Origin of the sequence: Streptomyces sp. AN091965, assembly GCF_022698285.1 — a bacterium.
In the GTDB taxonomy this organism is placed as follows: domain Bacteria; phylum Actinomycetota; class Actinomycetes; order Streptomycetales; family Streptomycetaceae; genus Streptomyces.
Genome location: NZ_JALDMY010000001.1, coordinates 753,330 through 779,660, shown reverse-complemented (window position 1 = coordinate 779,660; position 26,331 = coordinate 753,330). Strand labels below are relative to the sequence as shown.

Sequence of the window (26,331 nt, the reverse complement as noted above, 5' to 3'; positions counted from 1 at the left end):
GGGTAGTTGCCCGGGCGGTGGTGAGTCAGCCACACACCGTGCGCTGGTTCTTCAGGAGCCACAGATACCGGTCGTGCAGGGACACCGGGTGGTCCATCGCCGACGTGGCGAAGATGATCTCGAAGCGTTCGGCCAGGTCCCGCAGCACCGGGCGGGCGTCCGCCATCACGGGCACGTCCCGCGAGAAGCCGGGCTCGTCGAGGCACGCCTCGACCTGGACCCTGCGCCCGGGAGGCACGGCATCGCGGAGCTGCCTGCCGTGGATGGCCGCGCGGGACAACGCCTCGCCGTAGTCGGCCTCGTAGCGCCGCAGCCGCTTGGCGACCGTGTCGGCCGAAACCTCGTCGAGGTCGACGGCGAGCACCTTCCTGCCCCGCGCCGTCATACGAGGCGCCTCTGGCCGCGGTTCTCGACGTTGCGCCGGAGCCGGCGCACGACGCAGTCGCCGGGGCCGAGGACCGGCAGCCGCTCCAGCGCGTTGACCACGTTGTAGAAGGTGGGCAGTTGCTCCCACGTCGACCTCACGAAGCGCACGCGGCCCACCGCTGTCGCCTGCCGGACGACCTCCACGGCGTCGACGGCGGGCGTGAGCACCGCGCCCGCGCGGTCGGGTCGCGATCCGGCGTCCACACCGGGAACGTAGGCGAAGTTGAGCACGCCGCCCTGCGGCGCCGCGGGCTCGGGCCGCACCTCGGTGATGCGGTCGAACTCCAGCTCCGCGAAGGTGTGGCCGTCCCAGGACGCCGCGCAGCGGTGCGCGTCCCGCCCCTCGGGCCGGGACGTCAGATCGGCGAAGAGCTTGGCGTAGCCGAGCTCCTCCCTGCCCGTGATGATCGGGTCGGCCATGTTCTCCCAGACGACGGCGACGAAGGAGCCCGTCACCCTGTCCTCGCGGCCCTCGAAGCGGACCGGGAGCTTGACCGCGAAGGTGTCGTAGCCGCGCCCGGCCAGCCAGGGCACGTCGGTGAGTTCGGTGTACTCGAGGGTGACGACGGGCTCGCCGTGCAGCGCGAAGCCGGGCGGAAGCAGCTCGGTGAGGGCCTCGGCCGTCGTCGGGAAGCGGAGCACGTACGAGGTGATGGACGCCTCGCCGCCCCGGGGCGCGGAGCCCGGCAGCGCCTGGCGCGGGCCGGGCAACGGCCCGAACGCGACCGGCATGCGATACGTGGAGCCGGGATCGAACCTCATCGCTCCGCCCCCTCCAGTGGACCGGCGACCGGATCGTGCGCCGGCCCCGCCTTCCGCGGCTGCCCCTTGAGCAGCAGCGCCAGCAGGCTGATCACCACGCCGACGACGACCACCGACCCCAGCGCGGCCCGCAGTCCGAGCAGGTCCGCCAGGACGCCGACGAGGACAGGACCCACGAGGAAGCTCGCGTACCCGGCGATCGCCACGGTGGAGCTCACCTCGCCGACCCGGTCGGGCCGCAGGTCCCCGGCGACCGAGAAGCCGATCGGCGCGATGCCGGACAGCAGGATCCCGACGATGAAGAGCGCGGCCACCGCCTGCACCGGGCCCGGCGCGCACAGCGACCACACCATGGCAGCCGCCATCAGGAGCCCGCACGCGGCGATGGTCGTGAGCCGGTCGGCGTAGCGCAGCACGGCGGACGTCAGGACGCGGCCGAGCCCCATCGCGCCGTGGAAGCTCGCGAGGCCGACGGAGCTGATGACGGCCAGGTCGCTGACCGTGTCCCGGACGTAGAGCGCGGACCAGTTCTCCAGGATCCCCGAGCCGAGGAAGGAGACGCCGACGATCCCCGCGACCAGGAGGACGTCGGCCCCCAGCAGGACGCGGCGCTCCCGCGGCCCGGACGCGGGCGCGGGCGCCGACCTCGCCTCGGGCAGGGCGCGCCAGCGCGCCATGCACCACACGAAGAGCGCGAGGACGACCGCGACCCCGAAGTAGCCGGCGCGGAACCCGAGCGGCCGGTAGGCGCTGAAGCACAGCGCGCCCGCAGCGGCGGACAGGCTGAACGCCCCGTGCATGAAGGCGAGGATCTGCCGGCCCGACCGCTGCTCGATCGCGATCGCCACCGCGTTGATCGCGACGTCGAAGGAGCCCTGGCAGCCGAGCAGCACGAGCACCAGCGGGACGAGCACCACGTACGAGCCCGTGAACCCCACGCCCACGAGCGCGATCGCCATGCCGGTCGCCCCCGCCATGAGCAGCCCCTTGGCACCGAACCGCGCGATGAGACGCCCGCCCATGAACATGGCCGGAAGCGCCCCGGCGAACCCGACGGTCAGACACAGGCCCAGTTCCAGCGGGGACACGTCCAGGTCGCGCACGAGGTCGGGGAGCGACGCCTGCCAGCTGCCGAGCGTGAAGCCGAACACGCAGAACAGGGCCGCGCACAGGCGGATCATGCTGCTCTCCTTCATGCTTCGGAGGTGTCCCACCAGCCCAAGGAGGCCGAGAGGCCGGTCGACATGCTCGTCGCGAAGTCGATGACGCTGCCCTTGACGATCCCGCCGCCGTCGTCCGCCGCCCGCAGCATGGCCTCCGCCATCTCCCGCGCCCGCAGCGGAGCGAAGCCGAACGTCTTGGGCTGGTCCCTGAGGAGGTGGCGCATCGGCGGGATGTCGTGCCACGCGATGCTCACGTCCTCGTGGCCGAACGCGAGGGCTTCGATGAGCGTGAGCGGCCCCGCCTCGAAGCGGGAGGCGAACACGCAGATCTCCAGTGCCGGGCTGGCCAGGATCCGGAAGGGCAGCAGCGGTTCGAAGTGCTCGACGAAGGTGTAGCTGCCCGGCGGCAGCTCCCGCAGCTGCGCGTGCAGCGACGCCACGTACTCCGAGGCCGCGACCTCCTGGGGCGCGAGCAGCACCAGGTGCCAGTCCTCGGCGTCGTCGCGCTCGCTCAGGAAGGCGCCGAACGCGGGGATGACCACGTCGAAGCCCTTCTGCGGCACGCACCGGCCCCAGGAGAAGACGAGCCGTTTGCCGCCCGGCACCGGACCCAGGTCGGCCGCCGTCGCGTGGTCCGCGAGTTCGCCGAACCGGCGCGAGCGGATGTAGACCGCGTTCTGGAACGGGACCAGGTCCTTGTCGCGCCGGTCGTACTCGGTGAGCAGCACGTCGCGGTAGTAGGTGCCGACGAAGCCGATCCTGTCCCGGGTCGCGGTGCGCATCAGGGCGAAGCCCTCGTCCTCGTACGACGTCCTGTTGCGCGAGTTGGCGTCGAGGAAGACGCGGCCGAGGGTGTGCGTCATGTAGATCAGCTGCACGTTGGGCCAGGCCGCCAGATGGGACCTGAGCGTGGCGAACATCGTGCCGTGCGCGAGGACGGTCACCTGCTTGCGGCCCTCGGCGAGCCGGCGGATCTCCGCGGCCGCGTGGTGGCACATCGAGCGCCAGCGGTCGACGTCGTCGAGCGACCAGACGCTCTTGAGGGAGGAGTTGTCCTCCACGTCGAACCACCGGAAGTCGCCGCGGTATCTGCCGCAGGCGGTGGCGACGTCGGCCACGATGTCGCTCGCGTAGTCGTCGGACGCCGGGTCGAGGCGCGGGCTCAGCGCGTGCAGCGACCAGTTCTCGTGCCGCAGTTCAGGGGTCGCCGCCACGATCTCGTCGATCGCCTCGAAGAACCAGTGGACGACACAGCCGATGCCGCACTTGAGCGAGGACAGGCCGTCGATGGAGACGACGACGAGCGCGGCCTGGGGCACCTCCTCCGCGTCGCCGTGCGCCGGACCGCCTCCGGCCGGTGCCCCGATCGCGCTCGGCCCGTCGTGCGCCGGTACCGCCATAACCGCCTCCGTCTCCTGCGGGCGCTCCCGCCCGTCAGCTCATCCAGTTGCCGCCGTCGACGTTGAGGGTCTGGGCGACGACGTAGTCCGCGTGCCGCGAGGCCAGGAACACCCCGGCGCCCACGAGGTCGTCGGCCTGGCCGATGCGCCCGAAGGGCACGGCCTCGCCGACCAGCCGCTTCTTCTCGCCGAGCGGCCTGTTCTCGTACTTGGCGAACAGCGCGTCGACGTTGTCCCAGGAGGTGTCGACGACGCCCGGCGAGATGCCGTTGACGTTGATGCCGTGCCGGATCAGGGCGAGGCCCGCGGACTGCGTGAGGCTGATGACCGCGGCCTTGCTCGCGCAGTACACCGCGACGAGCGGCTCGCCCCTGCGCCCGGCCTGGGACGCGATGTTGATGATCTTGCCGCGCACGCCGCGGTCGACCATGTCCCTCGCGACCGCCTGGAGCGTGAAGAGCAGGCCCTTCACATTGATGTCGAAGACCCGGTCGTACTCGGCCTCGGTGATCTCCAGGAGCGGCTGCATGTCGAAGACGCCCGCGTTGTTGACGAGGATGTCGATCCTGCCGAAGCGGAGGGCCACCCGCTCCACCACGGCGCGCGCCGCCGCCGTGTCCGCGACGTCCCAGGCGAAGGCCGAGGCCCGCTCGCCGAGCTCCGCCGCGGTCTTCTCGGCCGCCACGGCGTCGACGTCCGCGACGGCGACGAACGCGCCTTCCTCGACGTACCGCTGCGCGATGGCCCGGCCGATGCCTCGGGCCGCGCCGGTGACCACCGCCACCTTGTCGTTGAGGACCTTGCTTTCCACGACACACCTCCATGGGTTCAGCGGGCAGAAGGAGAGGCCCCGTCCGGGTGCTGCGGGCCGAAGCAGTAGTCCATGTCGCGCGGCCCGGGGCGCGCGCCCTCCTCGGCGGGCAGGCCGGTCACCTCGACCGTGTCCAGGGCCGCCCGGGCGATCGTGTCCGCGTCGCGGAAGAACTCGCCCCAGGGCCCCGGCCGGCCGATGCCGACCTGCATGAACCAGCGCGTGGACTCCGTCGGAATGCCGAGCACGTACATCCGGCGCTCCACCGAGCCGTCGGCAGCGATGGGGTGGTAGGGCGCGGTGGTGACGTCGATGCCGCCGGTGCGGAACGCCGGATCACCGGCGCACACGTGCGGGCGCCAGGCCCCCGCGTCCCGCTGCCTCTTGGCCAGCGGCCCCGGGTCCCTCTCGAGGTCGGGCTGCCGGATGCGGGCGTCGATGACGTCCGAGCAGAAGACGCTGTAGCCGTCGACCAGCGGCGAATGGCCGACGAAGCCGTCGTCGTGGGCCGTGAACCGGGCCTGGGGTCCGAGGACGTCGAGCAGACCGCTGCGCATCAGCGCGATGAGCTGGCAGGTGCGGACGGCGGAGGGGCCGGTCGAGAGGAAGGCGAGCATCGGGCCGACGCGCTCCACGAAGTCCTTGTGGGACGCGGCCGTGAGGCCCCCGAAGTCCACGGCGGCCCGCACCGTCGGCCGTACGTCCCGGAGCACCTCCATGGCCGCCTTGAGGGCGCCGTCGACCTCGCCGCGCATCGCCTCGTCCACGTCGTGCGCGAGGAGCCGTCCGAGCTCGCCGCGGAACGCGTCCTGGTCGGCGAAGGCACGTCCCCTGAAGGGATGGGCGAGGCCCTCCAGGGACAGCACCTCGGCGCAGCCGAGGTCGGCCGCCGTCCGCCGGAGCCGGTGCATCACCTCGACGCCGGCGGACGGAAGGCTCGCGAGCTGCCGCTCCAGGACGGCGAACGAGTCCGGGGCGAGGCGCCGCTGCCAGAAGGCGAGGTTCATCTCGGCCAGGAGCCAGGGCGAGACGTCCGCACGGAAGTCGAGCGGTCCCGCCGCCCGGAGACGGGCGATCAGCTCGGGCGTGAAGAGGCGGGGCGCGTACCGGAAGTCGAACGGCCGCTGCGCGGCACCGCGCGTCGGGATGGGCAGCGCGCTGCGCGAACCGGCCACGATGAGGTCGGGCTCGTCCCCGCTCGGTACGTACACGCAGTCACGGCCCCGCCCGACGAAGCGGCCGCCGCGGCCGACCGTCAGCATGGCGACGACGTCGTGGAAGGTGAGGCCGAGCCCGCGGATGCCGATCACGCTGCCCGGGAGCACGCCCAGGCGGCCGGTGCCGTCGAAGGCGCGTGCCGGTGTGCGGCGCTGCCGCTGTCCTGGCGCGGCCCGCCCCGCGCGGGCGGGGCGCTCGGGCTGCTCGCGCGGGTGGCCGCTGCAGACGGCGACCTGGTCGCAGGCGATTCTCCGGTCCCCGACGCGGAGTTCGAACCGTCCGTCACGCTCGTCGATGCCGCTGACGAGGCCGGGAACGCGGACCAGACGCACGTCGGGCGGCAGGTTCGTCTCCACGACGTCGAGGACGAAGCGCAGATAGCGGCCGTAGAGGCTGCGGGGCGCGTACGCGTCGGGCCCGGGGAAGCGTGCGTCCACGCGCTGCCACCACTGGGCGAACGTCGGCCCGGCGCCGGGGCGCCAGGCGCCGTCGTCGGCGGGGCCCGAGAACATGGTGACCTCGCCGCAGCGGTTGTTCATGGAGAGCCACCGCGGCTGGCCCGAACGCCAGACCCGGCCGGAGCCGACCTCGTCCGCGTCGATGGCGTAGATCGTGAGGGGGCGCGCGGGCCGCTTGCCGAGCAGCCGCGCGCCCAGGCGTTCGAGGATGGAGATGCCCCGCGGGCCCGTGCCCACCACGGCGACCGCGTACCCGCCCCCGAGGCCGGCCGGTGCGGGGTCCGGGCCTGCGGTCTGCGCCTGCTGGGCCGCGAGCGGTGCGGGGCCGAGCGGCCGGTCGTACACCGGTACGCGCACGCTGACTCCAGGCACCGGAATCCCCCCTCAGGAAAGTGAGCAGTCATCGGCCCGGTGGCGCGTTCAGCATTCTGGGCGGACTCGGGGGCGGGCAAGGAGGCCCGTTTCACCGTGGCAACTCGCCGAAGTCGTCGCGCTCCGGCGAGGGCCCGGGGGCGGAGGGGATTGCTCCGGTCAGGACCGGTCGCTGCCGGAGCGGCCGAAGAGCTCGATCTCGGCGATGGCCACCTGCTTCTTGTCGGAGGCGGCGTGCGCCGACTCGATGGTGAAGCGGACCCGGGTGACCTCGCCGACGCGGAAGGCGCGGCGCTGGCCGCCCGCGCCCGGGTCCAGGGTGAGTTCGCGGGTCGCGGTCGAGCCGTCCTTCTTGGTGATGGTCGCCTTGACGCGGTGCGGCAGGGCCGACTTGCCGAGCTGGTCGGCGCGGATCGACATGCCCGGCGTGATGATGACGTCCAGGAGGCGGGTCGGCCGGGCGAAGCTCACCTCGATCCACTCGCCCTGGCCCGACTGCGCGACCCCGGGGCCCCACCAGGTGTTGTTGAGCTTGTCGAAGGCCAGCTTCGGGCCGTGCCCCTCGTAGGACCGCGAGGCGCGGATCCCGTCCGGCTCGACCGGGGCGCGCTTGGCGAAGTGGTCGCGCGTGGCCTGGACCCCGTCGGGGACGTTCACCGCGCCGAAGACGAGCAGCGGCAGCACGACGGCCGCGGTGACCCAGGTGCCGACCCGGTCGAACACGCGCCTGAGCCGGGGGCGGTCGCCCGCCCACGGGGTCTCGTTCCGGTCGGGGCCGAAGATCCGGCGCCACCAGGGGCGGTGGGCGGGCGGGCCGTCGCCGCGCCCAACGCGTTCGGCCAGCGGCATCGCGCAGCGGGCGCAGAAGTGGCGCTCGGGATGGTTCGGCGTGGCGCACCAGGGGCAGGACGCGCCGTGCCCGGTGCCTCGGTGCGGCCCGGGGGCGCGTACCCGCGGCCGCTCGGTGTCGGGCCGGCCCGGCAGGACCGGGGCCACGGACGGCGGGGGCCCGGCGGGCCTCGCCTCCGGCTCGGAGACGGGGACGAGCAGGGAACGCGCCCGGTCGGACAGGGCGTCGGGGGCGGCGGCCGCCGGGGTGTTGGGGGTGGTGTCCGTCAGGTCCGGGTTGCCGGACGGGTAAGGGGGCCCGCCGGGGGCCGCGCCGGGCGCGGCGCCGAAGGGAGCGCGCCCGGCGGTGCCGTGTCCCGGGGCCCCGTGCGCAGGCGCGCCCTGGGGCGGGCCGGGCGCGGGCCTGGGGGTGTGGGCGTCGGCGGCGTAGGGGGCCGTGGTCGGGGCGGGAGCGGCGCCACCGGGGTGGGCGGAGGCGTCCCACCCGGAAGCGTCGCCGGAGCCGGGCCCCGAGCCGTAGCCGGAGGCGCTCCCGGAGGCCGGGGCCGAGGCCGGGCCCGGGGCGGACCCGGGGCCGGAGGCCGTCGGCGCCGCGCTGCGCGCCCCCGACCGGTCCCAGCTCAGGACCGCACCGCAGGCATCGCAGAACGACTGCCCGGGTTCCACGCGGGAGTCGCACTCGGCGCAGTTCTGCGTGGTCATCGTTCGAGGGTCCTTTCAGCGGCCGTCACGGTGACGGTGTAGGGCATGTGTGCGGGACGGGCGGCGGCCACGAGCCCGTCCAGGCGGTGGGTGTCCGCCGGAGTGGGCTCGGGCAGCCGGAGCGTGACGTGCAGATGGGGGCGAGGGCTGCCGGGCACGCGACCGCGGGGGCGCGCGCTCCACGCGGCGCCCCCGCTCTCCGTGATCTCCGGCTCGGTGCCGAACGCGAGCCGGACCGCCTCCGACAGGCCCCGCGGCGTGCCCCGTAGGCGGTGCAGGCTCGCGGCGGCGGCCACGGCGGCGCGCAGGCGCGCCTCGGGTTCGGTGCCGTCGGTCTCCGCCCCGACCCAGACGCTCAGCCACTGGGCGAAGTCGACCGGGGTGAGCGCGGGGTCGAAGTAGGAGTCCAGGCAGTCCAGGACATTGAGGATCGGCGCCAGGACGTCGTCGAGGCCCCCGACGAAGCGCTGGGCGAGGTCGTCGTCGGCGAAGACCGCGGGGAGCATCGTGCCGATCGGCGCGGAGGAGCCGAGGCCGTCGACCGACCCTCTCATCGGCTGCCTCCCGGGTGCGGCGGGCGCGTCATGCGGCGTCTCCGATCACGCGGACGCGGTGGTCGAAGGAGAACACCAGGGCGGACCGCTCCAGGTCGATGCGGCCGGTCGGGTCGCCGCGCTTGCCGGTCAGCGGGTCGGCGGGGTGCAGGACGACCTCGTCGACCAGCTCGACGCCGGGCACCCGTTGCAGCACGGCGAAGACCTCGCCCGCCTGGACCGGGCGGCCGAAGGGCCAGCCGCGGCCGTCCGCGCCACCGGCCAGCGGGTCGAGATGGCGGTAGAGGGCGTCGTGGGCCGCGCGCCGCACCTGGTCGGCCTCCACCCCGCGGAAGGCGTGGACCGTGGCCACCACCGTGATGCCCTGGTAGTACGGCGGGCCCACGGCCAGCCTGGTGCCGATGAGGCGGCGCTCGTCGAGGTGGCGGGTGATGCGCTCCAACAGGGCGTCAGCCGGCACGAGTTGCTCGAACCGGAGCCGCCCGCCGGGATCGGGCACGGCCTGCGGCACGACGAGCACGCGCACCGCGTGCGCCCCGTAGTCGTCGACCCTGCCCTCCAGACACGTGATGCGGGCGGTCTCCGGCGCGGCACGGCGGGCGAGTTCCTCGTAGTCGCGCAGGGTCACGGCGCGCTCCTGGGCGCGGAGCGTGATCGGCGCCCGGACCTTGGCCTCCTCGACCGTCTCGCCGTCGACGCCGCCGTGCGCGGCCTCCGCGTTCACGACCTCGGTCACGTACGGGATGGAGGTGCGCAGGACGCGGATCGCGCCGCGCGCCACATTGCCGGTCCGGCCGCCGCCGGTGCGGTAGCGGCGGGCGCGGATGACCGCCCCCTTGGGGGCGACGAGGCCGTACTGGCGCAGGGAGCCGTCGGGTTCGCGGACCGCGGGGCCGAAGGCGATGTCACCGGTGGCCGCGTCGAGCGTGACGTGCCGGTCGTCCGGGCGGGACTCGGCGAAGTGCGGAACCACCTTCCAGTCCTGCCAGCCGTCGTGCTCGGCGGTCTGGAGCAGCACCGGCGGGTCGTCGCCGACGACCGGCGCGTGGGCGAGGCGAAGGCGCTGCCCGGGGAGGCCCGTGGTCTCGCCGAGGGCCTCGTCGTACACCGTCTCGGCGTGGACCACGCGGGTGGTGCCGCCGACCGTGCAGCCCTCCGCGGCGCGCACCGTCGGCGAGGTGGCGTAGAAGGGCTGGTTCGCCAGGGGCTCGGTGACGCGGCAGCGCAGCCAGCCGCCCTCGTGGCCCGCGTTGCGGGACAGGACGTGGCCGCCGGGCACGTGCAGGATCACGTCGCCGGGCCGGTTGAGGCCGCCGGTGCCGTCGCGGTGGACCTCGCACCGTTGCCAGCCGTCCGCGGTCCAGGCCTCCCACACGAGCGGCGGCTGGCGGGGGTCGACGCCGACGCCGTCGACCCGGCTGTCGAGTTCCAGCGCGACGGCGCAGTGCGGGACGGCCGACGTCAGGCCGAACAGCAGGCAGTCGCCCGGCCGCGGCACCTCGGCGAAGCACAGCACGTCGTTGCCCTCGGCCAGGTCGGCGCTCCGGTCGGCGACAGGCTCGCCGCGGCGCTGCACCACCAGGCGCGCCAGCGCGCAGGGCACGATCCGCAGCTCCTGCTCGGTGGCGAAGACGACCGCGTCCTCGGCTTCCGTGCGCAGCGTGGTCACCTCCGTGCCGACCGGCACCGCCACCGCCTCCTCCCGGGGCGCCGAGAGCCAGAACGTGACGTCCGTGCGCGCGGCGGTCGGCGGGAAGAGCGTGATGCCGACCAGGTCGAGGAAGGCCAGGTGGTTCTTCTCCGGTACGCGGTTGAGCCGGTAGACGATCTGGTCGGCCATGTGCGCGACCGTCTCGACGAGGGTCACGCCGGGATCGGAGACGTTGTGGTCGGTCCACTCCGGGGCGCGCTGCTGGATGTAGCGCTTGGCGTCGTCGACGAACTGCTGGAAGCGGCGGTCGTCGAGGTTGGGGGAGTGCAGGGGCATCAGCGGTCGCTTTCGGGGGAGGCGGGGCCGGCGGACGCCTCCGGGGCCCCGGGCTCCTCGTGGGAGGGAATGACGTAGAAGGGGAAGACGAGGCTGCGCGGGTTGTTCGTGCCGCGGATCGCGTAGCGGACGTCGATGTGGAGCACGCTCTGGTCGGTGCCCGTGCTGACCTCCACGCTCCGGACCTCGATGCGCGGCTCCCAGCGGTCCAGGCTCAGCTGCACCTCGTGCTGGATGCGCCCCGCGGTCTGCTCGTTGACCGGGGCGAACACCAGGTCGTGGATGGCGCAGCCGAACTCCGGGCGCATCGGCCGCTCGCCGGGCGCGGTGGCGAGGACGAGCCGGATGGCCTCCTCGATCTCACGCTCCCCGCTGACCAGGGCGATGCCGCCGGTGGGGCCGATGCGCAGCGGGAACGCCCAGCCGGAGCCGACGAATTGTTCGGCCATCGATAGGTCACCGCTCTCTTCTGCCGCTCACGCGGTACGGGTTCGGGTGGGTCATCAGAACGGCAGCGGCTTCCCGTTGACTCTGACGATGCCGGTCAACGCGAGATTGGCGCCGGTCAGGCTCGCCATGGCCGCCGAGGTGACCGACGCGGGGCCGACGGAGTTGATGCTCGCCGCGCCCACCGCGCTGATGCTCACCGCACCCGCCGCCTTCACGTTGAACAGCGCCGAGGTGACGCTGAACGCACCGGCGGGAGCGTTCACGTTGACGGTGCTCGCGGCCCGGATGTTGAGCGTCCCGCCGCTCTGGACGGACACGTTGCGCTTGGCGCTCAGCGTGAGGTCCGTTCCCGCCCGGACGGACACGGAGCGGCTGCCCTTGATGGTGACCGAGCCCTTGCTGTCCACGGTGATCTCGGTCTTGGCGCGGTCCAGGTGGACGGTCAGCTTGTCGTCGCCCGTGGAGATCCTGACGCCCCGGTGGCTGCCCACGCGCTGGCTGAGCAGGTCGATGCGGTTGCCGGTGCGGTCGGAGACGGTGTGGCGGCTGGCCTGGTTGCGTGCCCCGGAGTACAGCGGGGCCTTGTTCCGGGTCGGCTTGTCCTTGCCGTTGTAGAGGCCGCCGATCACGAAGGGGTGGTCGAGCGCGCCCCGGTCGAAGCCGACGAGGACCTCGTCGCCCACGTCCAGCGGAAAGATGCCGCCGCCGCGCTTCCCGCCGAGGTGCACACAGCGCGTCCAGTCGCTGACGTAGGTGTCGTCCAGCCAGGGGAACTTCAGCTTCACACGGGCCTGTTCGTCCTTCGTGTCGACGTCCGTGACCACGGCGTTGGCCACGCCGGGCAGCCGCGGCTCGCCCGACGTGCCGCCCGAGGCCAGCCCGTACAGGGAGCGCCACTGGCGGCCGGTGACCGTCACCCAGGACTCGTAGCGCTGCCCGTTGCCGAACACGTGCCGTACGGACGTCGTCGTGTACTTGCCCTGGAAGGGCCAGCCGACGTCACCGAGCGCCACGGGCAGTCCGGGGCGCAGCTTGGGGTTGCCGTGGACCACGACCTCCAGTTCGGAGAAGGAGGAGGACACGTCGTCGTAGAGGGCGTCGGCGGCGTGCTTGACCTCGGGCCGCTTGTCGTAGGGCATCGAGGTCTGCACGAGCTTGGTCTTCTTGAAGGCGCCCGCGGCCCGCTTCGGGGAGGTGCCGAGGGAGAAGACCGGATTCTTCGCGCTGCTCGACGTCTCCACGATCTCGCGCGCGGTGGCGACGTCGTAGCCGCGCACCTCCACCTCGGCCACCTGGTCGGCGGCGGTCACGGAGGTGCGGAGGCGCAGGATGTCGATCCCGGACTTCAGGACGAGGGGGTTCTTCTCGCTCTTCGGCGAGGGCGCGCCCGACGAGGGCTTCGGCGAGACGAAGTTGAACCGGCCCTCGGCGTCGAGGGACATCACCATGTTGTTCTCGTCCGCGAGGCGGGCGATGAAGTCCCAGTCGGAGACGTTGGCCTGGCTGATGAACTCGTAGCTCGCGCCGGAGGGTTCGATCCTCCCGACGGGCACGCCCGCGAGCCCGGCCAGCTTCCCCACGATCGAGGACGCGGTCTCGTTCGTGTACGCGACCACGCGGCGCCGGCGCAGGAAGCGGTGGCCGAGGTCGTAGCCGCGGATGACGGTGAAGGAGCCGGTGCCGTCGTAGTCGGCCTCCAGGGCGGTGACCTCGCCGGTGAGGAGCGGGTCGCCCGCGCCCTGCCCGTCGGCCACCGGGGTCAGCACCACGTCGGTGCCGAACGTCACGCCCAGCTCCTTGAGGAGCAGCCGGTGCGGGTCGCGGAAGGTGAGGCGGAACGCGGCGGGCACCCCGGCGCCCTGGTCGACCCAGCCGTCGACGAGCATCCGGGCCTGGTCGTCGGTGAGTTCGGTGCTGCCGAGCCTCACCTTGATGATGCTGGAGAACGCGGTGTTGCCCATCAGCGGCCCACCTCCTGCGGCGCGGGGAGCAGGAGTTCGGTGCCCGGGGCGAGGACGGACGGGTCGTCGATCCCGTTGGCCTCGGCGATGGCCCGCCACACCGTGGCGTCGCCGTACTCGCGCCAGGCGAGCGACTGCAGCGAGTCACCGGCGACGACCCGGTGCACGCGCTGCGCGGTGAGCGCGCCCGAGGTCGGGTTCTGTCCCATGGGGTCGCCCGGGATCTCGTGCAGGCGCAGCTGGCAGGCGGCGCGCAGGGGCATGCCCGAGGTGCCGAACAGGGTGTACGAGGCGTCGACGGAGCTGACGTAGGCGGTGAACCGGGCGGTCCTGAACGACCCCCACTGGAAGATCACCCACGGCGGCGACGGCTGGTCGGCGTCCTTGCTCTTGGCGGTCACCCCACAGCAGTCGAGAAGCGCCTGCACCTTCTTGAGGACCTCGTTGCTCGTCGGCCGGTCGGAGGAGTCCAGGAAGATCTCCACGCTCATCTCGCGGGGCTCCGACCCCATGAACTCCGGCATCGCGCCGTCCCGGTTGGCCGCCGTCGGCGTCACCGTCCAGTTCGCGCGGCGGCCGATGGTCAGCTGCGCCGGGTTGAAGTCGAAGGCGAACGTCCTGATGAGCCCTCCCGGCGTGGTGCTGGTGCCGATGGGGGGCTCGTGGATGGCGAGGCTGGCACGTACGAGGCTCTTGCCTGCGCCTTTGCTCTTGGGCATGGGGTGGGTCTCCCGCTCTTCTGTCCGGTCGGCGCGAAGTCTCAGTCCGTGAACCCGTGATGGGTGATCTCCAGGACTTCCGTGGCGACGGCCGGGCTCCCCGGGTCGAGCCGCGGGCCCTGCCAGCTGACCGGCAGCACGTCGATCAGGCCCCAGCGCGCGACCTCGGAGCCGTCCGCGCGCAGGGCCGCGATCTCGGCGGTGGGCCGCTTGATCCCGGTCTGCACGGAGGAGATCCACTTGGCGACCTTCGCGGTGTCCGGAGTGAGCGGACGGGTCAGCCGGATGGTGGAGAACGTGACGCGGGACGGCAGTTGCCACACGAAGCCGTTGTTGCCGCCTTCCTGACGGCGCTCGATCTCCACCTGCGACGAAAGGCCTTCGCATCCGTTGAAGTAGCCGAGGCTCTCGCCGTCGATGGAGAGGCGGAACCATAGGGTGGAGCCCGGGTCCTGGCGGGGCATCGTGCGGGGGCCTTTCTGTCGCGTCTGCTGGTCGTACGAGGAGAGCCGCGGCTCAGCGATGGTCGTCACGGAGCCTGCCGATCCGCTCGCGGTCCATGCGGAGTTCGGTACGGATCAGCCGGGTGATGCGGCCGACCATCCGGTGCACCAGCTCGTCCACCTGGAAGTCCGAGAGGCCCTTGGGGTCGAACGCGCCCTCGGGAACCCGGGTGCAGGCGGGCGGCGCCTCGTCGTCGGGCGGGGCCGACACCGCGTCCACAGCGGCCGGGCTGTAGGCCGGTGGAGGGTCCTCGGGGCGCTCCGCGCCCCGCGGCTCCCCACGCCCCAGGGTGTCGGCGACGGTCGCCGCCGCCGACGCTGCGAGGGATCCGATCACCGAGTGCTGACCCCGCCTGAACGGGCTTCGCTGAACGGTCAGTTCCCCGTCTTCGGCGGGCGAGGTCTCCACCGGGGTGACCGGGGCACCGAGCGGGCTGCGCCGCCGCTGCACGGGCGCCGCGACACGCTGCACCGGGGATTGCACGGGGGCCACGGACGCCACGGGGGCACCGAGGCCCTGGCGGACGCTGCGCTGTACCGGGGGATGTGCGGAGGTGGGGCTGGGGGGTGCCGCTGTGGCCGACGGCGCGTTCCCGGGGCGGGCCGGGAGTGCGCGCCGCTGGACTGGGGCGCCGCTCGTGTGTGAACTCGCCTGGGTGGGAGCTGAGTTGCTCAACGCTGGCTGGGGCGAGGGGGAAGCCGTGGAGGGGCTCGGCTTCGCAGCCGTGCTCGGGCTCGGGCGGGCGGGGCGTGGAGGGCGCGCCTCTGCCGGGGGTGGGGGCTGCGGCGGCGCTTGCTGCACCGGCGGCCCGTCGGCAGCACGGCTCGGCCCGGCGGCCCGGCTCGGTGTGCCGCTTCCCTTGGCCGTGCTGCCGGGCACCGCCGGACGTACGCCCGATGTGCCCGCGTTCCCTGGGGTGACGGCTCGCTGCACCGGTGGTGTGCTGTGGGCGGAGGTGATGTGGTCACTCGCGCTGCGTGCCGGGGCACTGGGCGTTGGTGCCGCGACAGGTGTCCCGGACGGAGCCGGGCTGGTGGCGGTGGTGGTGTCGGGCTGGAGGGGGTGGGCGGCGGCTCGCTGCACCGGCTGCGGGCCGTTGGCGGAAGTGGTGCGACGGGCCGGGTGAGTCTGGGCGCTCGTGCTGCGCGTTGTGTCGCTGGAGCGCAGCGTCATCGCAGATGTGCCAGATGCCGCCGGGCTGGTGGAGGCGGTGTTGTCGGGCTGGAGGGGGTGGGCGGCGGCTCGCTGCGCTGGCGGCGGGCTGTCGGTGGGAGTGGTGTGACCGGCTGGGTGCGGGTGATTGCTCCTGCTGCGTGCCGCATCGCCGGAAGCGATGGTGTCGTCGAGCCGGACCGGCTGGGTTACGGCCTGCTGTACCGGCTGCCGGCCGTCGGCGGAAGTGGTGCGACGGGCCGGGCGAGTGTGGTCGCCCGTGCTGCGCACCGGACCCACCGCACATGCGTCGGACGAAGCCGGGCTGGCAGCCGTGGTGTTGTCGGGCCGGGTCGGCTGGGTGACGGCCCGCTGCACGGGCTGCGGGTGCTCGGCGGAGGCGGTCCGGTCGTCCGTGCCGCGCGCGGCGTCACTGGAGGGCGGTGTCGTTCCACGCGCGCCCGACGAAGTCGGCCCGGGGGCCGTGGCCCTGTCGGGCCGGACCGGCTGAGCCACCGCCCGTTGCACGGGGGCGTCAGCAACCGGCGTACGCGTGGCCTCCGCGGCGGCCACCGTAGGGAGATCGGAGACAGAGGGCAGGTGAGCTCCGCCTCGACCGCCCGCAGCTGGGGCGGACCCCTCGCTCGCACCGCTGCTCGTCCCGCGCGGCGCCGCCGATTCCCGGCGTGCCACAGGCAGGACACGACGCTGGACCGCCGCCGACACGGCCGGTGACTTGGTGAGGGGCCGGGGCGAGGGCGCGGCAGGGGACGCAGGGCGAACACGGTGTGCCGGGGCGGGAGGCGGCGCCGAAGGCAAGGGTCGCGCCGGGTTCACAGCACTCGGCCGATCGTTCCCAGGCCCGGCAGGCACAGCACGGGTCGGCACGGAACCCGCCCCCGCAGGCCGCCCCTCGGGCGCGAGCCGCGCGCTCCGCTTCGTCTGCACGACGGGAGGTTGCGCCGCAGGCCCCGCAGAGCGCCCAGGCAAGGCCGAGGAACCTGCGGGCCCCGGCCGGATGCCGGGGCCCGCAGGCGCGGCACGCCCAGCGGTACGGCTCGGCCCCGATGATCCATCGGCCCCCATGAACCGACGGGATCCACCAGAGCTGCCCGCACCACCGCGCGAACCGGGCTGCAACGCCCGCGCGACGGTCACCGGTGGGGGCGCGGACGACGTCCTGGAGGCGGAGGGCAGCGAAGACGGCGAGGACGCCGACGGAGACGACGAAGGCGAGGACGAAGGCGAGGACGAAGGCGAGGACGAAGGCGAGGACGAAGGCAGCGACGTTGACGAAGACGAAGGTGGCGACGGGGACGACATTGAGGGCGACGAAGGCGATCGCGGCGCCGCAGGCGAAGGTAGTGAAGGTGACGACGACGAAGACGACAAGGAGGGCGACGAAGGCGAAGACATCGAAGTCGGCGACGAGGTCGACGCAGGGGAATACGGCGACGACATCGAAGGCGAAGGCGGTGAAGGCGAGGGCGGCGCGGCAGAGGGCTCGGGCAACGGTGGTGGCGAATACGACGAAGACGATCGCGGCACCGCAGACGGCGAAGGCGAAGGCAGCGAATGCGACGAAGTCGAAAGCGACGACGAGGTTGACGAAGGGGAGGGTGAGAGCGAAGGCAGCGACGAACGCGAAGACGGCGACGAAGACGAAGGCGGAGCCGCGGACGGCGAGGGCATGGACGGTGTCGCGGGCGGTGAACCCGAGCGAGGCGCCGCGGAGGGCGAAGGCATGGGCGGCGTCGCGGACGGTGAATCCAAGGGGGGAGCCACGGACGGCGAATCCGAGGGCGGCGTCGCAGACGGTGAAGGCATGGGCGGCGTCGCGGACGGTGAACCCGAGCGAGGCGCCGCGGAGGGCGAAGGCAAGGGTGGCGTCGCGGACGGTGAATCCAAGGGGGGCGCCACGGATGGCGAACCCGAGGGCGGCGTCGCAGACGGCGAAGGCATGGACGGTGTCGCGGACGGTGAACCCGAGCGAGGCGCCGCGGAGGGCGAAGGCATGGAGGGCGTCGCGGACGGTGAACCCGAGTGCGGTGGCGCGGAGGGCGAAGGCAAGGGCGGTGGCGCAGAGGGCGAAGGCATGGGGGGTGGCGCGGAGGGCGTGAAAGAGCTCGGCTCCACCTCCGGCAGGGCCCGTAGCGGAGCCACAGGTACCCGCCGCCCCGCCGGCTCCCGCGTGGCAATCGTCCAGGACGCCGTACTCACGGCCCCTTCGAGCCCCGTGACCGGCCGAGCGGAGTCGGCCGGCGGTGTCGCGGAGAGCAGGCTTCCGGCGCTGCCGTCCAAGACCCCGGTGCGGGCGGACGCCACCGTGAAGGACGGGTCCTGCCAGGTCGGCAGCCGCCTGCCGAACGCGGCGTCCGCGATCCCGGCGTCCCCGCCCGCCACGGAACGCTGCATCGGCGGCAGCGCCGACCAGGAAGCACCCACGGCCGGGGCCGGAGCCCCGCACGCCTCGGACCGGTCGGGGCCGAGCGGCGGCTGACCGCCGTCCGAGGCCTCGCTTCCGCCCTCGTTCCCCCCGCGCCCCCGCGCGGCCCGCGCGGCCCGCAGCCGGTCCAAGAACCCCACCGCTCAGCCCTCCGCCCCGGCGCGCGCCACGAAGGACGCGATCTGGTGCGCGTAGCGGCGCCGGTCGTGGTGTTCGAGGTCCAGGATCGTCTCCAGGTTCCAGTGGAAGTGATAGGCGACGTACGCGATCTCCTCGTGCAGTCGGTCGGTCGCGTACGTCACGATTCCCCCAGGCGGCTCCCGCCGAGTTCCACCTCGAACGGCTCGGAGCAGTGCGGGCACTCCACCGCGGCGCGGGTGTGGCCCTCGGCGTTGATCTGTCGGTAGAAGTCCTGGAGGAACGCGAGGTCGGAGGCGAACATGTTCTCCACCGTCCCGTCGTGCACCGTGGCCAGCGTGCCCAGACGCGTGATGACGCGCCCGAGGAGCACCACCGACAGGTACGCCGGGTTCTCCTGGACGCGGACGTCGCGCAGGGGGACCAGCTCGTCCCGGGCCGTCGACAGGCGCATCACCCCGTCCCGGTGCACGGTCCCCGCCTCGTCGACGTAGCCGCGCGGCAGTTGGAAGGGGAACTCCGTGCGCAGCTCCCGGAGCGCGGGGTCGGCAGGAGCGGTGGCGGGAGACGAAGACGGGGACTCCGCTCCCGCCACCGCGCTCGGGGGAGCGGGCGGGGCCGCGGCGGCCTGGCCCCGCCCCGGTGCTCCGACAGCCGTGCGCCGCATTACTCGATGACCAGTTCTTCGAAGACGATGGTCACGGTCTCGGTGAGCGCGGAGGCCTCGCCCGCCTTGAGGGTGCTCGCGTCGATCTTGCTGCACCAGGCGTTGCGCAGGTTGTACCGCTTCACCGGGTTGTCCTCGAAGTCCATCATGATGATCGAGGCGTTCTTGCGGGCCGTGCTCATCCGGCCGCTGATCGAGTCGTTGATCCACTGGGTGAACGAGGCCGACTGGGTCATGCCGCGCACCACGGTGCACTGCCCGTTCTTCTGCACCCCGGGCAGCAGATTGATGTCGATCTGGCCCTGCGCGGTGTTCTGCTGGCTGACGATGACGTCCTGCTCGATGGAGAGGCCGCTGACCTCCGAGAGGTACTCGACCATCACACCGTCGATCTGCAGACCGAAGTTGTGTGAGGTGAGGGAGTCACCCTGCATGAGACTCATGGGTTCGCTGTCCTTCTAGGCTTGGTGGTGTGCGAGCGGGAGGGCCGGGACGGCCGGGGCGGCTACTCCTCCAACTCCCCGCTGCCGCTGGAGAACTGGGAGAGGCGGAAGATCACGAACTCCGCGGGCTTGACCGGGGCGACGCCGATCTCGCACACGACCCGGCCCAGGTCGACCGACTCCGGCGGGTTGGTCTCCTCGTCGCACTTCACGTAGTAGGCCTCGTCGGGACGGCGGCCGAAGAGGGCGCCGCTGCGCCACTCGTTGACGAGGAACGCCGAGATGTTGCGCCGGATGCGGGCCCACAGGGCGTGGTCGTTCGGCTCGAACACCACCCACTGGGTGCCGATGAGGATCGACTCCTCAAGGTAGTTGAAGTACCGGCGGATGTTCAGATAGCGCCACTCGGGGTCGGAGGACATGGTGCGGGCACCCCAGACGCGCACGCCCCGGCCGGGGAAGGCGCGGATGCAGTTGACGCCGATGGGGTTGAGCAGGTCCTGCTCGCCCCGGGTGATCTGCAGCTCCAGGTCGACGGCGCCGCGCACGACCTCGTTGGCGGGTGCCTTGTGCACACCGCGCTCGGAGTCGTTGCGGGCCCAGATGCCCGCGACGTGACCGCTCGGCGGCATCAGCCGGGCCCGGCCCGTGGCCGGGTCGAAGGTCTTCACCCAGGGGTAGTACAGGGCCGCGTACTTGGAGTCGTAGCCCGCGGTCTCCTGGCGCCACACCCGGATCTGACGGGCATTCAGGCTCGGCGGCGGGTCGATGACGGCGACGCGGTCGCCCATCAGCTCGCAGTGGGCGATGAGCCCGAGCTGCACCGCCTTGACGGCCTCCAGGTCGATGGCGCCCTGCTGGTAGGCGGCCATCAGGTCGGGGACCGCGACCATGGAGATCTCGTCGATGGCCTCCAGACCGCCGAAGCCAGTGCGGTCCGCGGAGTCGCCGAGGTACTGGGCCGGGCCGGGGTGCGCGGTCGCGTCCTGCTCGACGGGCGCGGGCGCGGCGGCGGGAGCCGGGGGCAGGGCCAGGGTGACGGTCTGGTTCTCGGGGCGGGCGAGCTGCGCCGTGGGCGCCGCCTCCGTCACGGTGATGAGCTTGGAGCGCTCCTTCACCTGGGTGACGACGTAGGACCGGTTGCCCTTCTTGGCGCTGACGTCGAGCGTCTCGACCGGCTTGTCGCCGTCCTTGACGATGAGCCTGAAGCGCTCGGCGGGGCCCTCGCCCTCGGCGTCGGCGACCTCCACCGTCAGCGGGCCGTGCGCGCCCCGGGCCGTGGCCGTCACGGCGAACGTGCCGAGCTGCCTGGGCTCGGCGGCGGGCAGGGCCGCAGGCGCCGCGGCCCCGGCCACCTCGTCGGCGGCCCCGCCGGCACCCGTGCCGCCCTCGGCGGCGCCGCCGACCCGCACCACGTACGCGGCGGAACCGCCGTTGTTGAAGAAGCCGTACACGGCGTGGGCCAGGTAGTACCCGTCGGTGAAGTCACCGAAGGAGGTGACGTACTGGGTCCAGTTCGTCACCAGGGTCGGCTCGTTCAGCGGTCCGGTCGGCGCGAGCCCGACGAAGGCCGCCACGGAGGTGCCCACTCCCTCGATCGGGCGCGAACCGCTGGCCACCTCCTCGACGTAGACGCCGGGCGACAGGTAGGACGGCATGCTCTGCTCTCCTCGGATACGAGACGGGACCTTCACCCTGACGGGTGCGTGCCGTCGCCGGAACGTCCTCGAGTGCCGGACGCCGGGCAACTCCACTGCCCTCAGGGGCACGTCGCGCGTTCCCCGTCCGGCGTGCCGTTCGGGGCGGCGGGAGAGCGGGCGCGGCCGGGGGCACCCACCACCGCCCCTGCGGGCAACAGGGTCTGCCCGGCCGTCTCCTGACGGGGGCAGCGGCCCCTCCTAGCGTCGTGGCGTGAGCCTTTGGACCTCTTTGGAACCTGCTTCTGCGACCGTCGACCCCGGAGACAGCACCACGGTGCGGCTGCGGGTGCGCAACACCGGCGACATCGTCGACGAGTACCACTTCGAACCGGTGGGTGACCTCGCCCCCTGGATCGCGGTCGAGCCGAGAACGCTGCGGCTCTACCCGGGGACGACCGGCACGGTGGAGCTGACGTTCGCACCGCCGCGCACACCGGACGCGACCGCCGGGCCGAATCCGTACGCGGTACGGGTCACGCCGGCGGAACATCCGGACGCCGTCGTCGTCCCTGAGGGCAACCTCACCGTCACCGCCTTCTCCGAAGTGCGCGCCGAGTTGGTGCCGCCGACGGTGAAGGGACGGTTCCGGGGACGGCCGCGGCTCGCGGTGGACAACCTCGGCAACACCAAGGTGACCGCCTCGCTCAGCGCCGGCGACACCGGCGACCGGTTCTCGTACGACATCCAGCCGGGCAACGTCCAGATCGAGCCGGGCCGGGCCGCGTTCGTGAAGCTGACGCTGCGGCCCCGGCAGATCAGCTGGTTCGGCTCCAAGGGGGAGCATCCGTACGCGCTCGCGGTGCGGCGCTCCGGGACCGAACCGACGGAGGTGGACGGCACCTTCGTGCAGCGCGGGATCCTGCCGGGCTGGCTGGCCACCACCTTCGGGCTGCTCGTGGCCGTGGCCATCGCCTTCGTGATGATCTGGCTGACGTACCAGCCGCAGGTCAAGAGCGTGGCGCGGGAGAAGCCCGCGGAGGCGGGCAAGATCAAGCCGGTCAGCCCCTCCGCGCCCATCAGCAGCGCGCCCCCCGCACCCGACGAGAAGGACGACGAACCCGCCGGGAAGCCCGACGAGGGCGCCTCGGAGAAGCCCGAGAGCGGCGGTGGCGGCGACGGCGGGGGCGGCGGCGACTCCGAGGAGGACGAGCCCGAGGAGCAGACCGCGGCCGACGCGGTGCGCGAGCTCGCCGCGGACAGCGAGGGCCGGCACATCTGCTACCGCGCCTACGTGCAGGACGACGGCTGGCAGGACCCGGTGTGCGACGGGGCCGAGGCCGGAACCGTGGGCGAGGACAAGCCGATCCGGTCCCTCAACATCGCGGTCTCCGGCACGGGCGGCGTCAACGCCACCGCCGCCTACGTGACCGAGCACTGGCGCGCGGGGGACGACTGGAAGAACGCGGGCGACACGGAGGACCTGTACATCGGGGACAAGGACTCGAACCACCCCATGGAGGGGTTCAGCATCAGCGTCCCCGACGGCTCCGTGTGCTTCGAGGCGTACGCGAAGGACACGGAGTGGATCCAGGAGGTGTGCACCCCGGAGGGCAAGGACTTCTACGCGGGCGCGCCGATGGAGGAGGACCGCCAGCTGGAGGGCATCCGCCTCAGGGCCTGAACCCCGGCCCGGTACGTACAGGTGAGGGGACGGGCGGCTGTCGTCCGTCCCCTCACCAGCCGGCTTCGCCCGGCACGAGGCGCCCCGCCTTGCGGTACTCGCGGCGGGCGCCCTCCCACAGGTCGACCGCCGCGACCGGTCCGTCCCGGCCCGCGGCGAGATAGGCGGCGGTGACCACCGCGCTGCGGATCGAACCGCCCGCCAGCTCGAACTCCTCGGCCAGGGAGCCGACGTCGATGCCCTCGGCGCGGGGCACGTGCGACAGGCCGTGCCGCCACAGCGCGTGCCGCTGGCCGGCGTCCGGGAAGGGGAAGTCGACCACCAGGTCGAGACGGCGGGTGAACGCGTCGTCGATGTTGGCCCGCAGATTGGTGGTCAGCAGGGCGATGCCGTCGAAGGACTCCAGGCGCTGCAACAGGTAGGCGCTCTCCATGTTGGCGTACCGGTCGTGGGCGTCCTTGACCTCCGAGCGCTTGCCGAAGACGGCGTCGGCCTCGTCGAAGAGGAGCACGGCGTCCGTGCGGTCGGCCTCCGTGAAGATCCGTTCGAGGTTCTTCTCGGTCTCGCCGACGTACTTGTCCACGATCGAGGACAGCAGGACCACGTACAGATCGACCCCGAGGTCCGCGGCGATCACCTCCGCGGACAGGGTCTTGCCGGTGCCGGACTCGCCCGCGAAGAGCCCGAGCACGCCGCGCCCCCGGCCGCCGCCCGCGCTGAGCCGCCAGTCGCCGAGCACCCGGTCGCGGTGGCGGGCGCGCAGGGAGAGTTCGCGCAGCTGGGTGAGGGGCGCGTCGGGCAGGACCAGGTCGCCCCAGTCCACCGCGGGCCGGATGCGCCGGGCGTGCTGTTCGAGGCCCGACGCGGACTGCTGGCGCGCGGCGAGCCGCACGTGGGAGGCGGCGAGCGGAACCCCGTCGAAGGCGGCGAGGGCCGCGGCCGCCCGCCCGGCCCGGGCGATGCGCTCACCCCCCAGGTGGTACGGGGCGACGGTGCCGGCCAGGTCGAAACCGTCGGCGTCCGGCCCGAGCGCTGCCCGCCAGGCGGCCGTGCCTCCCGCCGCGTACCGGGGGGCCTGGAGCACCAGCGGGTCGTGCGCGGACCACTGCGGGTCGTAGGGGCGGGGGTCGGCGAGCAGCACGGTCACGTCCGTGGCCGCGGTCAGCTCGGCCACCATCGGGCCGGGGTCCTCCGGCAGGCCGCAGACCACGACCGCGCGGCCGCTGAGGCGGGCCTCCCGCAGCAGCTCGGGCACGCGGTCCGCGCAGCCGGAGTAGGACAGGGCGCCGAGCCCCGCCGCGCGCAGGGCGGCGGCGAGGGCGGCCTGCGCGTCGCCCGCGCGGTGCTCCCGCAGATAGGCGGTCAGGGGCCTGTCGTTGAGCTGGGCGGCAAGCCGCCGCACGAACGGCTCGTCGTCCTGCGTGGCGGGCAGCGGATCCGGCAGGGCGCGCAGGAGGCCGAGGAGTGCCGCGTCCGGTGTGTCGTCGCCCAGCAGATGGGCGGTGATCCGGTCCGGGACGCGCAACGAGCGGGTGAGCAGCGGGCGGTCGGCGTCCTCGACGGTCACCAGCCTCAAGGCACGCAGCGGCCCCGACGGATGGAAACGGGCGCGCGCCCCCGGCAGGTGTGCGGGCGTGCCGCACAGGTCGAGGGCGAGTCCCACGGTGGCGCGGCGGCGGCTCACGTCGTCGTTGAGGTAGCCGTAGAGGGGCTCGAAGGCACGGTCCAGGTCGGGCGCGAGGGCGATGAGCAGCACGGCGGTGTCCAGCTCGGTGAGTCCGAGGCGGGCGGCCGTGCGGGTGAGCCGGTCGTCGGGGGCGTCGGGCCGCGAGGCGTGTCCGTCGGTCGGCCCGGCAGCCGGTCCGTCAAGAAGCGGCCCGTCAAGGCGTACGTCCCCGTCGGGTGACGCGGCTTCCGGGGCGCGCAGCAGTCGGCTCACGGCCTCCTGGGACACGTACAGGCCGCGCAGCGGGTCGTGTGCGGTGGGGTCGTCGGCGGAGCGGTGCGCGACCAGGGCCGTGACCGAGTGCCGCAGCGCGGCGAGGCGGCCGAGCAGGAAGCGCGCCGGGCCCGGCGCGCCGGGATCGACGGGCGGTTCGGCCGCGGGCGCCGAGGTGTCCGGGGGCGAGGTGCTCATGGCTGCTCCGTGCGGCTCCCCGCCGCCCGCTCGTGCGCGGCGCGGGCGGCCGCCACCTGGTGGGGCCGGTGGGTGCGCTCCGTGGAGGCGGGAGCGGAGCTGCCCATTCCGCTCACCCGGACCGTCGCCCCCTCGGTGACCGGGGGACCGGCGTCGTAGTCGGGGTAGGCCGGGAACGGCACCGTCACCGCGAGGTCCACGGAGGGCTTGAGTTCGCCGCCGAGGGCGGACCAGACGTCGGCGAGGGAGCGGGCCTCCGACGGGAAGTCGCCCACCGCCACCGGCACCGCGAGGCCGAGGCGCCCGAGCGCTCCCGGCAGCTCGTCGGCGGGGATCAGCTCGTGCGGCAGCAGTGTCGCCAGGACCGCGGACAGCAGCCGGTGCTCGTCCTGCGGCGTCTTCGTCCAGGCCGTCACCAGGTAGGAGAGCCGGAACCAGCGCGGGGGCCTGCGGTGGCGCACGACGACGGCCCGGTCGTCGCGCAGCGCCGTGCGGCCGCGCTGGCGCCGCGAGACGTCCTCCCGGATGTCGTACAAGTAGGCGTTGACCACGGGAGCGTTGCGCCGGGCCGCCCAGTCGCGGGTGGGCAGGTCGAAGGAGACGTCGATGCCGGAGCCGGCGAGCGTCCCGCCGCCGATGAGGCCCTTGAGGACCTCGTCCACCTCATGAATCACTCTGCATCACTCTCACGCTCCCGCCCGGCGTCCGCGCCCTGCCGACTCTTCGGGCCCGCCCATCGATGGTGCTCCCCGCGCTCACCGGATCGCAGGCACGGCGGGGACGGCGGCGGGGCAGCGCGGCTGCCCCAAGGGGCGGCCCGGGTGGCCCGGTCGGTCAGATGTAGCCCTCGCGGAGGGCGTAGGCCACCGCGTGCGCCCGGTTGCGCAGGTGCAGGCGGGTGGTGAGGCCGTGCATGACGTTCTTGACGGTGCGTTCGGAGTACGACAGCTTGCGGGCGATCTCCGAGGTGTCGAGGCCCTCGGCGACGAGCCGTACGACGTCCGCCTCGCGCTGGGTGAGCCCGAGGGAGCCGCCGGGCTGGTCGGCGCGGCCCCGGTGCAGGCGTCCCACCTGGCTGATGAGCCGTCCCAGCAGGTCAGCGGGTAAGTCGCCACCTCCTTTGGCAGCGGTGAGCACGGCGTGCACGAGACGGCGGGCGGTGGCCTCGCGGCGCCAGACGATGGCGCTGACGCCGGACTCGAGGACGTCCAGGAGCTCGTGCTCGCGGACCGTGCCCACGACGAGCACGGCACGCGAGCCCTCGCTGCGCACGGTGCGGCGCAGCCGGGTGAGCGCGCCCTCGTCGAGCACGTCCTCGATGAGCAGGGCGACCGCGGCGGGGCCGGAGTCCTCGGACAGTTCGATCTCCGGGTAGCGGCGCAGCTGGCTGAGGACCCCCTCGCGGCTGATCGGATCGGGGGCGGTGACGGTGGTCCGGACCCGGTTCGGCTTCGGTGCGGAGGTCACGAGGGCCAGGGGCGAGGTGGACAAGCGAATCCTCAATTCTGCAACTGCTCTGCGGGTGCGACTGTGGCGGTGTGCGCCTCGCGGAGCGCGGTGCGAGGCGGGCCAAGAGGCGGGCCAAGAGGTGGCCAAGAGGGGGGAGGGCGCACCGGCTGGGGACGAGCCGAAGGGGGCTTGCGGCCGGGGACCGCGCACGGTCCCGGGGCCGGGCGCCGCCGGTGCCCGGA

The 26,331-nt window shown here is 73.4% G+C and carries 23 protein-coding genes; 2 read left to right on the top strand and 21 right to left on the bottom strand.

All coding sequences use genetic code 11. The annotated features are described in order from the left end of the window. Window positions 1–25 precede the first annotated feature (25 nt). From MQV74_RS02925 to MQV74_RS02860, 14 genes are all read right to left on the bottom strand, one after another. Window positions 26–385, bottom strand: coding sequence for a 5' nucleotidase, NT5C type (locus MQV74_RS02925; RefSeq protein WP_242714419.1), 360 nt, complete (start codon window positions 383–385; stop codon window positions 26–28). After that, on the bottom strand, window positions 382–1,188 hold the full coding sequence (locus MQV74_RS02920; RefSeq protein ID WP_242714418.1) for an acetoacetate decarboxylase family protein: 807 nt from the start codon (window positions 1,186–1,188) through the stop codon (window positions 382–384). Before MQV74_RS02920 ends, MQV74_RS02925 begins: the two co-directional genes overlap by 4 nt. Further along, window positions 1,185–2,384 (bottom strand): MFS transporter, encoded by a 1,200-nt coding sequence (locus MQV74_RS02915; RefSeq protein WP_242714417.1) that lies wholly within the window; start codon window positions 2,382–2,384, stop codon window positions 1,185–1,187. Before MQV74_RS02915 ends, MQV74_RS02920 begins: the two co-directional genes overlap by 4 nt. Continuing rightward, the gene (locus MQV74_RS02910) at window positions 2,381–3,751 is read right to left on the bottom strand and encodes a glycosyltransferase (protein ID WP_242714416.1); all 1,371 of its coding nucleotides are present in this window, start codon (window positions 3,749–3,751) and stop codon (window positions 2,381–2,383) included. Before MQV74_RS02910 ends, MQV74_RS02915 begins: the two co-directional genes overlap by 4 nt. Window positions 3,752–3,785: 34 nt before the next feature. After that, window positions 3,786–4,562 carry an L-iditol 2-dehydrogenase gene (locus MQV74_RS02905; RefSeq protein WP_242714415.1) on the bottom strand — a complete coding sequence of 259 codons (777 nt, stop codon included), beginning with the start codon at window positions 4,560–4,562 and terminating at the stop codon, window positions 3,786–3,788. A 17-nt stretch (window positions 4,563–4,579) separates the two neighbouring features. Then, entirely contained in the window at window positions 4,580–6,595 is a 2,016-nt protein-coding gene (locus tag MQV74_RS02900; protein ID WP_242714414.1) for an FAD/NAD(P)-binding protein, read from the bottom strand. 174 nt (window positions 6,596–6,769) lie between these two features. Next, window positions 6,770–8,161 (bottom strand): discoidin domain-containing protein, encoded by a 1,392-nt coding sequence (locus tag MQV74_RS02895; RefSeq protein ID WP_242714413.1) that lies wholly within the window; start codon window positions 8,159–8,161, stop codon window positions 6,770–6,772. Beyond that, entirely contained in the window at window positions 8,158–8,715 is a 558-nt protein-coding gene (locus MQV74_RS02890; protein WP_242714412.1) for a phage tail protein, read from the bottom strand. The genes MQV74_RS02895 and MQV74_RS02890 overlap by 4 nt, the downstream gene beginning before the upstream one ends. 28 nt (window positions 8,716–8,743) lie before the next feature. After that, a complete protein-coding gene (locus tag MQV74_RS02885; RefSeq protein WP_242714411.1) occupies window positions 8,744–10,702 on the bottom strand; it encodes a putative baseplate assembly protein in 1,959 nt (652 codons plus the stop codon). Next, on the bottom strand, window positions 10,702–11,151 hold the full coding sequence (locus MQV74_RS02880) for a GPW/gp25 family protein (RefSeq protein ID WP_242714410.1): 450 nt from the start codon (window positions 11,149–11,151) through the stop codon (window positions 10,702–10,704). Before MQV74_RS02880 ends, MQV74_RS02885 begins: the two co-directional genes overlap by 1 nt. 54 nt (window positions 11,152–11,205) lie before the next feature. Next, a complete protein-coding gene (locus tag MQV74_RS02875) occupies window positions 11,206–13,113 on the bottom strand; it encodes a VgrG-related protein (RefSeq protein WP_242714409.1) in 1,908 nt (635 codons plus the stop codon). Then, complete coding sequence (locus MQV74_RS02870; protein WP_242714408.1) at window positions 13,113–13,832, bottom strand: CIS tube protein; 720 nt, start codon at window positions 13,830–13,832, stop codon at window positions 13,113–13,115. The genes MQV74_RS02875 and MQV74_RS02870 overlap by 1 nt, the downstream gene beginning before the upstream one ends. A 41-nt stretch (window positions 13,833–13,873) precedes the next feature. Then, window positions 13,874–14,296, bottom strand: coding sequence for a phage tail protein (locus MQV74_RS02865; protein ID WP_242728492.1), 423 nt, complete (start codon window positions 14,294–14,296; stop codon window positions 13,874–13,876). A 52-nt stretch (window positions 14,297–14,348) separates the two neighbouring features. Further along, window positions 14,349–14,672, bottom strand: a complete 324-nt coding sequence (locus MQV74_RS02860; protein ID WP_242714407.1) for a hypothetical protein — start codon at window positions 14,670–14,672, stop codon at window positions 14,349–14,351. A 1,900-nt stretch (window positions 14,673–16,572) separates the two neighbouring features. On the opposite strand from MQV74_RS02860, the gene MQV74_RS02855 reads away from it, so the two are divergent. Continuing rightward, window positions 16,573–17,988, top strand: coding sequence for a hypothetical protein (locus MQV74_RS02855; protein WP_242714406.1), 1,416 nt, complete (start codon window positions 16,573–16,575; stop codon window positions 17,986–17,988). Between the two features lie 89 nt (window positions 17,989–18,077). Here the strand turns inward: MQV74_RS02855 and MQV74_RS02850 are convergent, their stop codons facing one another. The 4 genes from MQV74_RS02850 to MQV74_RS02835 all read right to left on the bottom strand — a co-directional run bounded on the left by MQV74_RS02850 (window position 18,078) and on the right by MQV74_RS02835 (window position 20,840). Beyond that, on the bottom strand, window positions 18,078–18,236 hold the full coding sequence (locus MQV74_RS02850) for a DUF6760 family protein (protein WP_171075611.1): 159 nt from the start codon (window positions 18,234–18,236) through the stop codon (window positions 18,078–18,080). Further along, window positions 18,233–18,739, bottom strand: coding sequence for a hypothetical protein (locus MQV74_RS02845; protein ID WP_242714405.1), 507 nt, complete (start codon window positions 18,737–18,739; stop codon window positions 18,233–18,235). The genes MQV74_RS02850 and MQV74_RS02845 overlap by 4 nt, the downstream gene beginning before the upstream one ends. Beyond that, window positions 18,739–19,182, bottom strand: a complete 444-nt coding sequence (locus MQV74_RS02840) for a phage tail protein (protein ID WP_138957619.1) — start codon at window positions 19,180–19,182, stop codon at window positions 18,739–18,741. Before MQV74_RS02840 ends, MQV74_RS02845 begins: the two co-directional genes overlap by 1 nt. Window positions 19,183–19,244: 62 nt before the next feature. Beyond that, window positions 19,245–20,840 carry a phage tail sheath family protein gene (locus MQV74_RS02835; protein WP_242714404.1) on the bottom strand — a complete coding sequence of 532 codons (1,596 nt, stop codon included), beginning with the start codon at window positions 20,838–20,840 and terminating at the stop codon, window positions 19,245–19,247. A 253-nt stretch (window positions 20,841–21,093) separates the two neighbouring features. On the opposite strand from MQV74_RS02835, the gene MQV74_RS02830 reads away from it, so the two are divergent. Further along, entirely contained in the window at window positions 21,094–22,503 is a 1,410-nt protein-coding gene (locus MQV74_RS02830; protein ID WP_242714403.1) for a hydrolase, read from the top strand. Window positions 22,504–22,555: 52 nt separating this feature from the next. On the opposite strand, the gene MQV74_RS02825 is transcribed toward MQV74_RS02830, so the two are convergent. From MQV74_RS02825 to MQV74_RS02815, 3 genes are all read right to left on the bottom strand, one after another. Then, the gene (locus tag MQV74_RS02825; RefSeq protein ID WP_242714402.1) at window positions 22,556–24,640 is read right to left on the bottom strand and encodes an ATP-binding protein; all 2,085 of its coding nucleotides are present in this window, start codon (window positions 24,638–24,640) and stop codon (window positions 22,556–22,558) included. Further along, on the bottom strand, window positions 24,637–25,314 hold the full coding sequence (locus MQV74_RS02820; protein WP_242714401.1) for a DUF4255 domain-containing protein: 678 nt from the start codon (window positions 25,312–25,314) through the stop codon (window positions 24,637–24,639). Before MQV74_RS02820 ends, MQV74_RS02825 begins: the two co-directional genes overlap by 4 nt. A gap of 160 nt (window positions 25,315–25,474) precedes the next feature. Next, window positions 25,475–26,116 (bottom strand): helix-turn-helix transcriptional regulator, encoded by a 642-nt coding sequence (locus tag MQV74_RS02815; protein WP_242728491.1) that lies wholly within the window; start codon window positions 26,114–26,116, stop codon window positions 25,475–25,477. Window positions 26,117–26,331: the final 215 nt, after the last annotated feature.